Below are 15,786 nucleotides of genomic sequence, written 5' to 3'. Positions count from 1 at the left end.
TATCTTGAAGAAGAAGTTCGCATTGCTGTTTGCTTTAATGTTAAGTTTCTCGAGTGCTTTCGTAGCAGTTCAGCCCGCTGAAGCAGCTGGATATGACAGCTCCTTCATCCGAGGTGCAGATATTTCGACGCTGGCGGATATGGAGAAAGCTGGAGCAAAGTATTATGAAAATGGTGTGCAGAAGGATCCCTTGCAAATCTTAAAAGACAATGGATCTAACTATGTCAGACTGCGTATTTGGAATGACCCGAAAGATGCAGCTGGCAATTCGTATGGTGCAGGTACGAACGATTTGAAAACGACAATCGATTTAGCTAAGCGTGCTAAATCGAAAGGCATGAAGGTATTGCTTGATTTCCATTACAGCGATTTCTGGGTGGATCCTGGTAAGCAAAATCAGCCGAAAAGCTGGCAGGGATTATCCTTCGAACAGCTAAACACGAAGGTATATGATTATACACACAGTGTGCTTGCCGAAATGAAGAAACAAAATGTCTACCCGGATATGGTTCAGATAGGGAATGAATTAAATAGCGGCATGCTGTGGCCACATGGTAAAAGCTGGGGGGAAGGCGGCGGTGAATTCGACAGACTTGCAGCGTTCCTCAAGTCTGGTATCAAAGCGGTGAAGGATACAGAACCGAAAGATACTACCTTGATGCTGCATTTGGCAGAGGGCGGTAATTATGAAACCTTTAAATGGTGGTTCGACGAAATAACTGCCCGCAATGTAGAATACGATACAATTGGAATTTCCTATTATCCTTATTGGCACGGTACGCTGGATGACTTGGAAACAAATATGAATAATATATCCAAGCGTTATGGAAAAGATGTCATTGTTGTCGAAACAGCATATGGCCATACGACAGGTAATGCAGATGCAAAGGAAAATGCATTTGGTCAGGAAGAAGCTGCAACTGCTGGTTACGCAGCAACTCCGAAAGGACAACATAACTTCATGCAGGATCTGGTAACGTCTATCCAGCAAGTGCCGAATAAGAAGGGAACCGGATTCTTCTATTGGGAGCCGCTTTGGAATAACGGAAAAGTATCCTGGGCTACGACAGCTGGTATGAATTATCTTGGCGTTACAGATGAACCGGGTAATGAGTGGGATAACCAAGCAATCTTTGATTTCAATGGAAATGCATTGGATGCTGTGAAGATCTTTGGTACGCCGAATGCAGCTGCTCAAACGAATTATGCGAAGAATCCCAGCTTTGAATCAGGCGCATCCTCTGGAACTCCGACGGATTGGACAAAATGGACTGCTGCAGGAACAACAGGAACGGCTGTGAAGACAGAAGCTGATGCACTTGATGGGAATTACAAGTTATCGTTCTGGGATGCAAAAGCATATGAAGCATCTATCTACCAGCAGCTGACTGGTTTGCAAAATGGAACGTATAAATTAACTGCTTGGGTGAAAGCAGGTGGTGCGCATACAACTTCTGAGATCTATGCGAAAAGTGCTACTACGCAGCTGAAGCAGGCAATACCTAGTGTTGCTTCTGATTGGACAAAAGTAACGCTTGATAATGTCAAAGTCACAGACGGTAAGATAGAAATTGGTATTTACAACAAAGCTCAAGCGAACGCTTGGCTGAATGTAGATCACATAAAGCTCCAGAAAAAATAAGAACAGCCCGCAGATATACTGCGGGCTGTTCTTATTCTGTTGTCAGTGCTTCAAGAGAGTCCAGAATATGATCAATCAGATTTGGAAGATCCTCCATTTGATTTTCATTAACTTTCCGGTCAAAACGGACTTCGGCTGTATTTTGGTAATGCTTTTGCTGTTTATCGTACGTATATTCCAGCGTTTGCTCAGGGCGGATTGGCGGTGTCCAAATCTGAGTCAGGATAGACTCGATCAGAGGACACTCTGTATCAGGATCTTCAACTGTCATATAGAAAAATAACCTTAAGGTACAGCCAGGATTCTTTTCTGGCTCTTCCAAAATCTCATCTGCCAAATCACTCAAAGAAGCGTCCAGACAGATTTCAGCAGTCACATTCGCATTTGCCCGCAACGTGAATCCGAGACGGAATTCACGTGACATTGTAGCCATTTCCAAACGGTCATGGCGGGACACGATGGTAATTTCCTTGTCTAAGTTATCCAAATCATATAGCTGATTCTCGAATGCCACTTTCAAGTTATCGAATACAGTAGGATCGAACATCGTGCAGGACCTCGCTTTGTTTATATGAGAAAACTCTAGCATAGTGCTGATATAGAAACAATCTTTACCCTGGGATGCTAGTAAAAACAGTGCATATTCGTTACAATTTTATGGAAGACGAATGAGGTGACGAACGTGTTTAAGATACTATTAATCGAAGATGACAAAAGTCTGTTCGAAGAAATCAGGACGCGATTGACGCAATGGTCTTATGGTGTGCATGGGATAGAAGACTTTGGACAGGTGATGGAAGAGTTCTCAAGTGTGCAGCCGGAGCTCGTGCTGATTGATATTCAGCTGCCGAGCTATGATGGGTTCCACTGGTGCCGGATGATACGGGCGCATTCGAATGTGCCGATTATCTTCCTTTCCTCTCGTGACCATCCAATGGATATGGTCATGGCGATGCAGCTTGGCGGGGATGACTTTGTTCAAAAGCCGTTCCATTTTGAGGTGCTGATCGCAAAAATACAGGCTATTCTTCGCCGCGTTTACAATTACAGTACGGATAAAGTCACATTAAAAACGTGGAATGGTGCAACAGTTGATTATGAAAAGAACGAAGTGGAAAATGACACAGGTAAAGTGGAGCTGACGAAAAATGAGATGTATATCCTGAAGCTTTTAGTAGAACAGAAAAATAAAATTGTCTCTCGGGAAAAGCTGATTACAAGTCTATGGGATGATGAGCGTTTCATTAGCGATAATACATTGACTGTAAACGTGAATAGACTGCGGAAGAAGCTGGATGATATCGGGCTAGGACAGCAAATTGAAACGAAAGTAGGACAAGGCTACTGTGCGTTGGAGGTAAACCAGCCATGATCCGAAAGTATCTTCGGGATAAGGCGAGCTGGATAGGTATGTTCGTCCTGCTTTCTTGTTTACTGCTATTAGTGGCGTATGTGGATACGACGATTCCGTTTGATTCCATCTTCTACGTACTTTTGCTGTTCTGGCTGCTGCTAGCGGTATTCCTTTTTTTCCGTTATCACCGGGAAACACGTTTTTATCGCAGTTTGAATGTTTGGGAAAAGAGTCTGGACGCTTCGACATTGCCTGAACCAGATCGGCCCTATGAATATATCGTTCACGAGAGTCTCCAAGAGCAGGTCAATTTCCTTAATCGTACGTCTTCTGATCGCCGGGAGTCGTTAGAACGGGAGAAGGATGAACTGCTTTCCTGGATTCACGAAGTAAAGACACCGCTGACGGCTATGCAACTGATCATTGATCGTATGGAGGATGATGAACTAAAGCAGCAGCTGACTTATGAATGGCTGCGTGTACACATGCTGCTGGATACGCAAATCCACCAGAAGCGCATCACCTTCATTGAGAATGACTTATATATAGAAGAAATCGATTTGCATACAGTCATCAGTCAGGAGATCCGTTCCTTGCGTTCGTGGTGTATGCAGAAGGGAATTGGATTTGACCTTGATTTGCAGGCAGAAGCAGTGCTGAGTGATACAAAGTGGCTCACGTTCATTCTGCGTCAACTGTTATCCAATGCAGTGAAGTATAGTGAGAACAATGATATTTATATTTCTAGTGAGAAAATCGAAGGGCATGTACAGATTCGTATTCAAGATCATGGTATAGGGATTGATGCAAAAGACTTGCCGCGTATATTTGATCAGGGGTTCACGTCCACTATCCAGCATAATAAGGCTGCCACCGGCATGGGGCTTTATTTGACAAAGAAAGCGGCAAAACAGCTAAGGATTAAAGTAGAGGTAGTTTCTGATCCTGAGAAGGGAACTTGCTTTACACTCACTTTCCCGAAACGAAACGATATGGTCGGCATGACTGGCGTGTGACAGGATTGTCACACGCTTTTGTTCGTTTGTTAGCTGAAAAGCAGGAGTATATTCTAGAGCATCCGTATACTTGAGGTAACAAATCACACAAAGAGGTGCGAAACAATGGGAATTCTAGAAGCGACAAGAGTCCAGAAGAATTACGGAAATAAATTCAATAAGCAAGAAGTACTCCGAGGTGTCGACCTTAGTATCGAGGAGGGAGAATTCGTCGGCATCATGGGTTCATCGGGATCTGGTAAGACGACACTGCTGAACGTGCTCTCTTCCATTGACCGTGCGAGCGGCGGAACAATCTTGATCCAAAACAACGAAATTACAAACATGAAAGAGAAGCAGCTGGCCGAATTTCGTAAGAATCATCTTGGCTTCGTGTTCCAGGAATACAACCTGCTTGATACGCTGACAGTGAAGGAAAACATACTGCTTCCGCTATCGATTAAGAAAGTACCAAAAAAAGAAGCCGATCGTAAATTTGAAGAGGTAGCCAATCAGCTCGGTATTATGGAGCTGCAGCATAAGTACCCAAGTGAGATTTCCGGCGGTCAGAAGCAGCGTACATCTGCTGCACGTGCATTCATTCATGAGCCAAGCATCATCTTTGCCGATGAGCCAACAGGTGCGCTTGATTCGAAATCAGCATCTGATTTGTTGAACAAGCTTAGTTCATTGAATGCCAACCGAAAAGCAACCATCGTCATGGTCACACATGATCCGGCAGCAGCCAGCTATTGCAGCCGTGTCATATTCATCAAGGACGGTCAGATTTATACGCAGCTGAACAAAGGTCAGCAAGAACGCCAAGCCTTCTTCAAAGACATTATGTCCACACAAGGTGTGCTCAGCGGGGTGCAAAATGAGCATTAATAGTCTGATACTCCGAAATCTGAAGAAAAACCTTCGTAACTATTATCTGTATGTGTTTGCTTTGATTTTTAGCTCCGGTTTGTACTTTGCCTTTGTCACCTTGCAATATGATAAGTCGATGGATCCAGTGGAAGGCTCGGTAAAAGGCGGTGCGGGTATTGCTACGGCTTCTGTGCTTCTGATCTTTATCGTCGCTGTGTTCTTGCTTTATGCAAATACGATTTTTATCAAACAGCGCAGCAAGGAAATTGGACTGTTTCAGCTGATTGGTATGACGAAAAACAAGATTTTTCGGTTATTGAGCGCAGAAAATGCCATCCTTTATTTTGGCAGTCTCCTAATCGGCATTGCACTAGGATTTGCCGGTTCCAAGCTATTAATCATGATATTGTTCAAAGTAACAGGTGTTGAAGGAATCGCATCCTTATCCTTCTCATCAAGGGCATTACTTCAAACTCTACTAGTATTCCTATGTATCTATGCACTTATCATGCTGATGAATATACTCTTCATTAAACGCCAGACGATTCTTTCATTGTTTCACGTGAAATCAAAAACAGAAATGACAGCGCGAAAGCTATCTGTTTTCCAAGTTATCATCGGTATCTTTGGTATTGCACTGATTGCAGTTGGTTATATTGTGTCAGGTAAATTATTTGATGGTGATTTCTCATCCATGATTGAATTGTTCGGAGCTATGTTCTTTATCCTGTTTTGTGTCATTGTTGGAACGTACTTGTTTTATAAAGGATCCGTAGCATTCTTGGTAAGCCTTATTAGGAAGCAAAAAGGCGGCTATCTGAACATTAAGCAGGTACTGTCTCTCTCATCCATTATGTTCCGGATGAAATCGAATGCGATGCTGCTTACCATCATTACTACTGTATCTGCATTGGCGATCGGTTTGCTTTCCCTAAGTTACATTACGTTCTATTCTGCTGAGGAAACGGCTTATAACTATACGGGAGGAGAAGATTTCTCCTTACTGACAGAAAGCGATGCCGAAAGCTTCCAACAGGCAATGGATGATAATAATATCGCTTATACGGAGGACAAAGCAGAGGTGTACACCGTACAGCTCAATATCGAAAACATTCTGCAAACGGAGCTGGAAATGAACTTTGATTCTTCTATGATGGATACAGCTGTTATAAGTGAGAAAGCAGCAGGGTTGGATGTAGCCCCAGATGAACTGAAACTGACTGGATACAATGAGCTGCTGCAGCGTTTTATGTCTCTAAAGGACGAAGGCGATGTTACTGTCCTTGGGAAAGAAACAGAGACAGCTCTGCATTACACGGGGCTTGAGGACGAGTATCCAATCTCTAACTATTACACCATGGGCGGTCTGCCGACAATGATTGTCGATGATGCTTTGTTCCAGGAGCTGAAGCAAGACATTAACCCAGATTTGAATCAAGGCTATCATTGGTATTTCGGTTATACAATTGAAAATAATGATCAGTTGCAAAAGGCAAATGATTTATTCAACAGTCTGGATTTCGAAGCAAAGGATAACAGTGAATCCAGAATTGATGTTGCTGCGGATCAGAAATCAACAATTGGATTAACTCTATTCATCGTCGGTTTCCTAGGTCTGACATTCCTGATTACATCTGGCTGTATCCTCTATTTCAAGCAAATGGATGAAGCAGAAAGCGAGAAACCGAATTATACGATTTTGCGCAAGCTTGGTTTCACAACGACGGATCTTCGCCGCGGTATCCAGCGCAAACAGCTATTCAACTTCGGTATTCCGCTCGTCATCGGACTCTTACACAGCTACTTCGCTGTTCAGTCCGGCTGGTTCCTGTTTGGATCGGTCATGCTGACACCGATGATTGTCGTAATGGTAATCTATACACTCTTGTATTCAATCTTCGGCATTCTATCAGTTGTCCACTACAACAAGGTCATCAAACAATCGCTTTAAACTCATAGGGCTGCTCAGCAGCCCTTATTACTTGGAGGCAAGTAATATGTCGATCTACCAATTGATCTATCGCAATACAAAACAAAATATACGCCACTATGGACTTTATTTTTTCGCTCTTGTATTCAGTGTCGGACTGTATTTCGCATTTCTCACATTGCAGTTTGATGCTTCTATGGGCTCAATCGAAGACTCGATAAAAGTCAGTGCAGCAATACAGGTAGCCTCCATGATGCTGTTATGGATTGTAGCTGTTTTCCTAATCTATGCGAATCAACTTTTAATCAAACGCAGATCGAAGGAAATCGGTTTGTACCAGTTGGTCGGAATGACAAAGCATCGGATAGCGTTTATGCTCGCCATAGAAAATGCAATTTTATATTTGGGGAGTTTACTTTTGGGAGTCTTTGCAGGGTATTTGGGATCCAAACTGCTCACCATGATTCTCTACAAATTGACAGGTCTTGAAAGCATTGTGGAACTGAATTTTTCCACGTCGGCGTTAAGATGGACCATTGTGGTTTTCAGTTTATTCTACTTACTATTAATGATCATGACGACTTTCCAGATAAAAAGGCAAACCTTACTTTCTCTTTTCCTTGTACGTGATACGTCTGAAACAGCTGGGAAACGCATTACCTGGTGGCAGATGGTAATCGGCATAGCTGGCATACTCTTAATCTTATTCGGTTATTACTTGTCTACAAGACTGTTCAGTGGTGACTATGATGCTACGAAAGAGCTGATGGTGCTAATGCTGATCATCCTGGCATCTTGTATTGTTGGTACTTATCTTTTCTTTAAAGGATCCGTTACGTTCCTGCTGATGCTTTTTCGTAAACGGAAGGGTGGGTATCTTTCTATTAAGCAGGTACTTTCATTAGGGAGCATCATGTTCCGAATGCGGACAAATGCTTTCTTGCTCACTGTCATCACCACAGTATCTGCACTGGCAATCGGATTTTTATCGCTGGCTTATATTACGTACTATTCTGTGGGCAAGGATGGAGATGCGCTGACTGCCGGAGCAGACTTTGTTTTTCTGGCAAAAGAGGATGCCAATAACTTTGAACATGTGCTTAAAGAATCAGGTATCCAGGTGCAGGCAAAGGAAACGTCAACACTGGAACTGCGTGCAGATTTGACGGGTATACTTGCGAAGGGTGCAGGTATTACAGCAGAGCAGCAGTTCTTAGTTATACCAGATAGTCAAGCAGACATGGATGTGTCGACTGAAAAGATGGTGTTAACAGGTCAAAGTGATCGGTTAAAGCGCTCGTTGAAGTTCCAGCCTGGAGAGGTACACTTCCTAGCCGAAGCTGAACGTACCTTTGAGCTGATAGCCATACATGACACTTACCAAGTACCTTCTTTTCTTTCTTTTGGTGCTCTGATAGGCATTTTAAATGAAGCAGATTATAGGCAGCTGGAAGAGCTTCCTTCAGTCGTATCACAATCCTTTTTCAAAGTAACTGTGCAGGAAGATAAGGATAAAGAGGAAGCTGCCCAGCTATTCCAGGAGCAGCGCTTCGGCAACACTGCTGTTTCAAAAGAGTTATCAGAGGATCAGCAGAAGATGCAGATGGGGCTGTATTTATTCCTCGTCGGATTCCTTGGTCTGACATTCCTCATTACATCTGGCAGCATTTTGTATATCAAGCAGATGGATGAAGGTGACAGTGAACAGCAAACTTACACCGTTCTCCGCAAGATAGGCTATACCAAAACAGATCTGAGAAAAGGCATCGTACATAAACAGCTCTTCAACTTTGGCATCCCATTACTGATTGGCTTGTCACATAGTTATTTTGCTGTGAAGTCTGGCTGGTTTTGGTTCGGTTCATCTCTATGGATTCCGATGCTGGCTGTAATGGTTATTTATACACTGCTATATTCCATATTTGGTGCTCTGTCTGTGATGTATTACAAGCAGGTCATTGCAAGATCCCTCTAGGACAGTCAGCAGACTGTCCTTTTTATGTGTCGGCATGCCTGCGTATTTGAAAGGGTATAGGAGTAGGAGAGTATGATACATACTAGTGCTAGAAAAGGAGGAGAATCGAATGAGGATATTTTTGATTCTGCTTGGGGCAGTTTTCATGCTAAGTGCATGCGGCAATGACGAGCCGCAAACGCAAGATAGTAAAGGTGCAGATGAAACGGAACATATGCAGCATGATGAATCCGGAAAATTACCGGAGGGTCTGGAAGAAGCGGATGATCCGGAATTCCCTCCAGGCAGCAAAGCCATCATCCAAGCCAATCATATGGAGGGGATGAAAGGTGCAGAGACAACGATTGTCGGTGCATTTGATACTTATGCTTATGAAGTTACATATACACCAACGAATGGCGGCAAGCATGTCGATAACCATCGATGGGTCATCCAGGAAGAGTTGAAAGAAGCAGCTGATCATCCGCTTGAGCCGGGAATCGAGGCTACTCTCGAAGCCGATCATACGGAAGGGATGAAAGGCGCGACAGCGATTGTTGAAAAGGTTGAGGATACGACCGTATATATGGTGGATTACAAATCGACCACTACAGGGGAAGAAGTAAAGAACCACAAGTGGCTGACCGAGGGAGAATTGGCACCTATGGAAGATAGCTCCGATTAACGGGGCTATTTTTTTGTAAAAATTTACTTTACAAAACGTAATCATTACGATAATATACAAAACGTAATGATTACGAATTTATTTACATATATATAGATTTGGGGAGGAAGACGAATGAGAAAGTTATTATTAAAGGCTATGGGAATAGCAGTACTTATCTTGCTGCTTGCAGCATGTACGAATAATGCAGATTCAGAGGGAGATAAGAAGCATCTGACCTTCGTCTATAACTTTGCAACGAATTCCTTGGATCCTAATGTAGATTCCAGTTATGTACCTTTGCGTGCAGGTATGACAGAAACGTTGGTCCGATTGAATGAAGAAACGTTAACGATTGAACCGTGGCTGGCTGAGAGCTGGGATGGTACTGATGAAGGAAAAGAATGGACAATCAAGCTTCGGGAAGGTATCAACTTCCAGAATGGTGAGCCGATGGATGCGGAAGCGGTAAAAGCATCATTGGAGAGATCTTTAAAGAATAACGTAGCTATCCAGAATGCATTGAAAATTGATTCTATCGAAGCAACAGATAATAAGACATTGCATATCACGAATACGCAGGCGTTTCCTGAATTTGTTTCAGAACTTGTAAACCCAAATGTATCAATTATTGATGTGGCAGCTGGGGATTTTGTAAATAACCCGATTGGGACAGGCCCTTTCAAATTGGAATCCTTTACGCCGGGAAGTAAATTGGAGCTTGTTCGGAACGAGGATTATTGGGATGAAAAAGCAAAGCTTGATTCTGTCACATTCTCCTTTAATGAAGATGCCAACGCACGATCCCTGGCATTAGAATCTGGTGATGCCGACGTTGTATTCCGTCCAGAAACGGAAAGCATTGAAAATTTGGAAGCGAAGGATGGCATTAAGGTTGAATCAACCGAAACCTTCCGTGTGCACCAATTGACAATGAATATGCAGCGAGAAGCTCTTAAGGATGTAAATGTCCGTAAGGCAGTGGATGCATTGATTGACCGTGACGAGATTGTAGATTCTGTGCTGCTTGGCTATGCACAGCCGGCAAAAGGTCCGTTCCCTGACTCCTTGCCATTTGCGCCTAGTTATAGTGAACATGAAACAGGAGAAGATGTTGCAAAGGATTATCTTGAGAAAGCTGGCTATTCACTAGAGGACGGAAAAATGCAGAAAGACGGGGAACCTCTTGAGCTGACGATGCTGACGTATTCTGCCAGAGCTGACCTTCCATTGATTGCACAGATTTTCCAATCAGATGCGAAAAAACTTGGTATTGATGTAGAGCTGCGCCAAATCGAGATTCCGGAAGAATATATGGCAGCAAATCGGGATTGGGATTTGGCCACATACAGTAACCTGACAGCTCCCCGCGGTGATGCAGGCTATTACTTGAATGCTACGTATCACCCAGATGGTGCTTTGAATTTCAGTGGTGCAGATGAACCAGAATTGACTAGAATCATAGATGAATTAAATGTAACAGTGGATACAGACAAGCGTGCAGAACTAGCTGAAGCGGCTGCCAACTACGTGGATGAGAATCAAATCAATAGCTTTGTTCTTTACCCAGACACACTCGTTGCTTACGATGAAACGAAAGTGAAAAACTGGGTTACAACTAGAAGTGAGTATTACATGATCACAAATCAATTGGATGTGAAGTGATGTTTCGTATTATTGGGAGACGATTATTGGAGGTTGTGCTGTTCGTCTTGTTCGTCACCTTCTTCAGTTTCCTTTTCCTTCGTCTTGCGCCTGGAGACCCGGCGCTAACCATCCTGAATGTGGATGAACTGAATGTCAGCCAGGAGCAGGTAGAGGCGCTTAGGGAAGATATGGGCTTTAACGATCCGTTACTTGTTCAATATGGGAAATGGCTGTTAGATTTTGTCCAACTTGATTTTGGCAATTCCTATATTACGAGTCAGCCAGTTTCGGAGATGCTGCTGACTGGGCTTCCGGCTACCCTGGAGCTGACTATCGGTTCCTTGATTGTTATGCTTTTGGTTGCTATTCCATTAGGATCTCTCTCGGCATTGTATAAAGGCAGCTGGATTGATCATATCAGTCGCTATTTCTCCATCATTGGCGCTGCGGTTCCGAGCTTCTGGCTCGGGCTTATCTTAATTGATGTGTTTGCGGTGAAGTTAAGCTGGTTTCCGACTATGGGGCGTGACAGTTTGCTGTCCCTTGTACTGCCGGCAGTGACGTTAGGACTTGCCATAGCGGGTGTGTATGTACGGCTGCTCCGCTCCAGCCTATTGGAGTCCTTAGGTCAGGAGTTTGTCCGCGCAGCGAGAGCGCGCGGCATTTCGGAAAGACGCATTTTCTTCTCGCATGCTTTCCGATACAGTTTGCCGCCTGTCATCACAGTATTCGGTGTCAGTCTGGGCAGCTTGATTGGCGGTGTAGTCGTGGTGGAAGTATTATTTGCTTACCCTGGTGTAGGAAAGCTTGTCGTTGACTCTATCCGCCAGCGTGATTATCCCCTGATTCAAGGCTATATCGTTCTGATGGCAGCTATTGTATTCGTTGTGAATACATTAGTGGACCTATCTTATCGTTATGTAAATCCTGAACTTCGATTAAAAGAAAGGAAGCTCAGCTAGATGAGTGTTATGGCTCTTTCTCAGAAAAAAATAAAGAAGACTAAGATCTGGCTGATCAGTGGGCTTCTGCTTGTATTGCTAGCATTAGTGGCATATACGTTTCTTTACTTGAAGCACGATGCAACGATGACGGATGTAGGGAATCGTCTGGCATCTCCGTCGTGGGAGCATCCCATGGGGACAGATCATTTAGGTCGGGATGTACTGACGCGGCTTCTACTCGGCTTCCGTCTGACTGTCGGCTACAGTATGATTGCTTTGGCAGCAGCAGTTATCATCGGTGTTCCGTTCGGTCTGCTTGCTGGGTTAAGAGGGGGCTGGCTTGATCGGGTATTCATGCGTATTGCAGATGGCTTCCTAGCTTTCCCGGATACCGTAATTGCTATTGTCCTGAGTGGTCTGCTGGGACCTGGTATTGGTAATCTGCTGTTTGCTATCGTTCTCGTGAAATGGGTTAACTACGCCAGAATGGTGCGCAGTACCGTACTGACAGAGGTGCAAAAAGACTATATCACGATTGCCAGAATTAATGGCCTTTCCACATTTACAATTATGCGTAAGCATCTGCTGCCGCATATTATCGGAAACGTGCTCGTTTTGGCCAGTCTGGATTTTGGTAAGATCATCTTGCTCATTTCCTCGCTTTCCTATATTGGCCTTGGTGCACAGCCGCCAACGCCAGAGTGGGGTGCCATGCTGAATGAATCCAGACCATATTTCCAAGGAAACCCAGAAATGATGGTGTATCCTGGATTAGCAATCGTTGCAGTAGTGTTAGTAGCAAATGTTCTCGGCGACTATTTACGAGATAAATTTGATGTAAAGAAGGAGGTGCAACCATGATCCTTTCGATTAAAGATCTAACCGTATCACATGGAGAGAAAACGATTGTCGATAAAGTCAGCCTTACAATCGACAAAGGAGAATGGTTTGCCCTCGTAGGTCAAAGCGGAAGCGGGAAAACGATGCTGTCACAAGCGATTGGTCAGCTGCTCGGACCTAATTTAAGCGCCTCTGGCAGTGTAAACTACCAAGGCGCCAATATAATAGTGCGCCCAAAAACAGAAATGAACGAGTTGCGAGGAAAGGCGATCAGTTATATATTCCAAGACTATCACGGCTCTTTCACGCCATTTTTAACAATCCAGCAGCATATGGATGAGTATTTGCAAACGCATGGAGTGAAAGAAAAGCAAAAACGTAACAGCATGATAATAGAGGCGCTGAAATCGGTTGGCCTGGACGATAGCTTTGTTAAGAGATATCCATTCCAGCTGAGCGGTGGTCAGCTGCAGCGTGCGTCTATAGCGCTTGCGCTGCTCTTAGAACCTGATATTCTGATTGCAGATGAAGCAACGACTGCACTTGATAGTGTATCTGCGCATAGGATTCTTTCCTTGCTGCAGGAGCTGCAGCAAAAGACAGGTTGTGCAATTCTTTTCATTACACATGATTGGCGTCATGTTGTTCGTTATGCGGATAAGATCGCTGTCATGAAAGACGGTAAGGTCATTGAAACAGGAACAAAACAAAAGCTGGTCCATCAGCCAGAGCATGCATATACGAAGCAGCTGATACAAGCTGCCCCAACACTTCCTATGCGTGTAAGGGAGGTAAGCAAGTCATGACCGTGATCGAGATCAATCATCTAAAAAAAAGCTATAATCCTGACAAGCTGGCAGTCAATGATGTGTCTCTTTCTATTGAAGAAGGTGAAAGCTTAGGTTTGGTAGGAGAAAGCGGATGCGGTAAAAGTACACTTGCTCGCTGTCTGTTGGGTGTGGAGAGAGTTGATGGAGGGTCCATTACATTTAATGAGAAACCTCTTGCAAATGCTAACCGGAAAGATCTTCGAGACTATCGCCGCAACGTGCAGACAGTCTTCCAAAATCCAACCGCTTCTTTAAATCCGAAGTTGAAGATTAAAGATTCACTTTTGGATCCATACTTGCAATTCCAGAATGAGCTTCAGTTAGAGCACTTTCATTTCACTTCTAAGCAAGCATTTGTCGAGCAGCTGCTCGAAATAGTGGAACTGCCGAAAGAACTGGGTGATCGTTATCCGCATGAACTGAGTGGCGGACAAAAACAGCGTGTAACGATTGCGCGTGCCATCAGCATCGAACCCAAACTCATCGTTCTGGATGAACCAACAGCAAGTCTGGATGTGCTTTCTCAAGGAGCTATTCTCGAGCTTTTAGCTACCTTGCAAAGATCACTTGGTATGTCATATCTATTCATTTCGCATGATTTGGCAGCTGTCTATCAGCTATGTCAGCGCATTGCAGTCATGAAAGATGGCGAGCTGCTAGATATGTTCCAGAAAGAAGATATTTATGATAGTCGCCGGCATGAGTATACAAAAGAATTGATCAGTATATTTTAAGCGGATGCTCATGGAGCACCCGCTTTTTCTTAACCCTCAAACTGTTTAATTAGATCTCCTACAGACATCTCCCCGATATTCCCTTCTGGGCGTTTTCGGACAGCAACTGTCTTGTTTTGCATTTCGCTGTCTCCGACAATAAGCAGATAAGGGATTTTCTGCTGTGAACCCTCCCGGATTTTCAGACCGATTTTCTCCGAACGATCGTCGACCGATACGCGGTAACCCGCCTTCCTTAGTTCTTCACAAACAGAATGTGCATACTCTGCGTGTGCATCGCTGATTGGAAGGATACTTGCCTGGACAGGTGCAAGCCAGAATGGGAAATCCCCAGCATAATGCTCGATAAGAATGGCCATGAAGCGCTCAATTGAACCATAGATAGCCCGGTGAATCATGATTGGCTGTCTGCGGCTGTTCTCCTGATCGATATAGCTGCAGTTGAATTTTTCAGGCATCTGGAAATCTAACTGAACAGTTCCGCATTGCCAGCTGCGTCCGAGGCTGTCTAGAATGTGGAAGTCAATTTTGGGCCCGTAAAATGCGCCATCGCCAGCGTTGACTTTATATGCAATTCCCTGTCGTTTAAGGACATTCTCCAAGGCTGCTTCCGCTTTATCCCAAACAGCAGGTGAACCCATGAAGTCTTCTGGACGAGTGGATAGTTCTACCTCATAAGTAAAGCCGAACAGGCTGTAAAAATCATCTATCAGCTGGAGTACTTTTTCGACCTCTTGCTCGATCTGATCTTCGCGTACGAATAAATGCGCATCGTCTTGTGTAAATGACCGGACGCGCAGTAATCCGTTCAGAGAACCTGACAGTTCATGCCGGTGTACAAGTCCTAATTCCGCATAACGCAATGGAAGATCGCGGTAACTGCGGAGCTTGCTATTGTAAATGAGTACGGCACCAGGACAGCTCATCGGTTTGATGGCATAGCGCTGGTCATCCACTTCTGAGAAATACATATTTTCGTGATAGTGATCCCAGTGGCCGGATTGCTCCCAGAGCTGTTGCTTCATCATGATTGGAGTCTTGATTTCGTCGTATCCAGCCTGAGAATGTTTTTCTTTCCACAGCTCCTCCAATTTATTACGCAATACCATTCCCTTTGGCAAGAAGAAAGGCATGCCTGGAGCTTCCTCCATGCTCAGGAAAAGTTCGAGTTGCTGTCCGAGTTTGCGATGGTTTCGTTTTTCTGCTTCTGCTTGTTTGTTCATGATAATTCCTCCTTTGAATATAAAAAAAGACCACAATCCTCCCGTGATAGGGACGATTGTGGTCGTGGTTCCACCCAAAATTCCGCCAATACTGGCGCTTCATTCGTGATAACGGATTTCCCGATAGCGGATACTGCTAGTTCCCCGCTATAGCTTGAA

Annotated in this window: 14 protein-coding genes; 12 read left to right on the top strand and 2 right to left on the bottom strand. The window is 44.1% G+C overall.

Features of this window, described 5'->3' with window-relative positions; all coding sequences use genetic code 11:
• Positions 1 to 4 precede the first annotated feature (4 nt).
• On the top strand, positions 5 to 1,642 hold the full coding sequence (locus tag AE2B122_RS10070) for a glycosyl hydrolase 53 family protein (RefSeq protein WP_217468077.1): 1,638 nt from the start codon (positions 5 to 7) through the stop codon (positions 1,640 to 1,642).
• A 31-nt stretch (positions 1,643 to 1,673) separates the two neighbouring features.
• Here the strand turns inward: AE2B122_RS10070 and AE2B122_RS10065 are convergent, their stop codons facing one another.
• Positions 1,674 to 2,189 carry a hypothetical protein gene (locus AE2B122_RS10065; RefSeq protein ID WP_175073973.1) on the bottom strand — a complete coding sequence of 172 codons (516 nt, stop codon included), beginning with the start codon at positions 2,187 to 2,189 and terminating at the stop codon, positions 1,674 to 1,676.
• Between the two features lie 135 nt (positions 2,190 to 2,324).
• On the opposite strand from AE2B122_RS10065, the gene AE2B122_RS10060 reads away from it, so the two are divergent.
• The 11 genes from AE2B122_RS10060 (at position 2,325) to AE2B122_RS10010 (ending at position 14,404) form a co-directional block, all read left to right on the top strand.
• Positions 2,325 to 3,014 carry a response regulator transcription factor gene (locus tag AE2B122_RS10060; RefSeq protein WP_175073972.1) on the top strand — a complete coding sequence of 230 codons (690 nt, stop codon included), beginning with the start codon at positions 2,325 to 2,327 and terminating at the stop codon, positions 3,012 to 3,014.
• Positions 3,011 to 4,012, top strand: a complete 1,002-nt coding sequence (locus AE2B122_RS10055; protein ID WP_175073971.1) for a HAMP domain-containing sensor histidine kinase — start codon at positions 3,011 to 3,013, stop codon at positions 4,010 to 4,012. Before AE2B122_RS10060 ends, AE2B122_RS10055 begins: the two co-directional genes overlap by 4 nt.
• Positions 4,013 to 4,117: 105 nt before the next feature.
• Positions 4,118 to 4,879, top strand: a complete 762-nt coding sequence (locus AE2B122_RS10050) for an ABC transporter ATP-binding protein (RefSeq protein ID WP_175073970.1) — start codon at positions 4,118 to 4,120, stop codon at positions 4,877 to 4,879.
• Positions 4,869 to 6,812 carry an ABC transporter permease gene (locus tag AE2B122_RS10045; protein ID WP_175073969.1) on the top strand — a complete coding sequence of 648 codons (1,944 nt, stop codon included), beginning with the start codon at positions 4,869 to 4,871 and terminating at the stop codon, positions 6,810 to 6,812. Before AE2B122_RS10050 ends, AE2B122_RS10045 begins: the two co-directional genes overlap by 11 nt.
• Before the next feature lie 46 nt (positions 6,813 to 6,858).
• A complete protein-coding gene (locus AE2B122_RS10040; protein WP_175073968.1) occupies positions 6,859 to 8,766 on the top strand; it encodes an ABC transporter permease in 1,908 nt (635 codons plus the stop codon).
• Between the two features lie 109 nt (positions 8,767 to 8,875).
• On the top strand, positions 8,876 to 9,430 hold the full coding sequence (locus tag AE2B122_RS10035) for a YdhK family protein (protein ID WP_175073967.1): 555 nt from the start codon (positions 8,876 to 8,878) through the stop codon (positions 9,428 to 9,430).
• Positions 9,431 to 9,544: 114 nt separating this feature from the next.
• Positions 9,545 to 11,074 (top strand): nickel ABC transporter substrate-binding protein, encoded by a 1,530-nt coding sequence (gene nikA, locus AE2B122_RS10030; RefSeq protein WP_254593473.1) that lies wholly within the window; start codon positions 9,545 to 9,547, stop codon positions 11,072 to 11,074.
• Positions 11,074 to 12,018: a nickel ABC transporter permease gene (gene nikB / locus AE2B122_RS10025; protein ID WP_095219754.1), complete on the top strand. Its 945-nt coding sequence runs from the start codon at positions 11,074 to 11,076 to the stop codon at positions 12,016 to 12,018. The genes nikA and nikB overlap by 1 nt, the downstream gene beginning before the upstream one ends.
• Positions 12,019 to 12,027: 9 nt before the next feature.
• A complete protein-coding gene (nikC, locus tag AE2B122_RS10020) occupies positions 12,028 to 12,861 on the top strand; it encodes a nickel transporter permease (protein WP_371809546.1) in 834 nt (277 codons plus the stop codon).
• The gene (locus AE2B122_RS10015; RefSeq protein WP_175073966.1) at positions 12,858 to 13,646 is read left to right on the top strand and encodes an ABC transporter ATP-binding protein; all 789 of its coding nucleotides are present in this window, start codon (positions 12,858 to 12,860) and stop codon (positions 13,644 to 13,646) included. The genes nikC and AE2B122_RS10015 overlap by 4 nt, the downstream gene beginning before the upstream one ends.
• Entirely contained in the window at positions 13,643 to 14,404 is a 762-nt protein-coding gene (locus tag AE2B122_RS10010) for an ABC transporter ATP-binding protein (RefSeq protein ID WP_175073965.1), read from the top strand. Before AE2B122_RS10015 ends, AE2B122_RS10010 begins: the two co-directional genes overlap by 4 nt.
• 29 nt (positions 14,405 to 14,433) lie before the next feature.
• Here AE2B122_RS10010 and thrS read toward each other — a convergent pair whose 3' ends face one another.
• Positions 14,434 to 15,627: a threonine--tRNA ligase gene (thrS, locus tag AE2B122_RS10005; protein WP_175073964.1), complete on the bottom strand. Its 1,194-nt coding sequence runs from the start codon at positions 15,625 to 15,627 to the stop codon at positions 14,434 to 14,436.
• Positions 15,628 to 15,786 lie beyond the last annotated feature (159 nt).

It is taken from the genome of Terribacillus sp. AE2B 122 (assembly GCF_902497585.1).
GTDB classification, from domain to species: domain Bacteria; phylum Bacillota; class Bacilli; order Bacillales; family Amphibacillaceae; genus Terribacillus; species Terribacillus saccharophilus_A.
The sequence above is the reverse complement of the archived record's forward strand: the minus strand, read 5'-3'. Positions and strand labels throughout refer to the sequence as shown.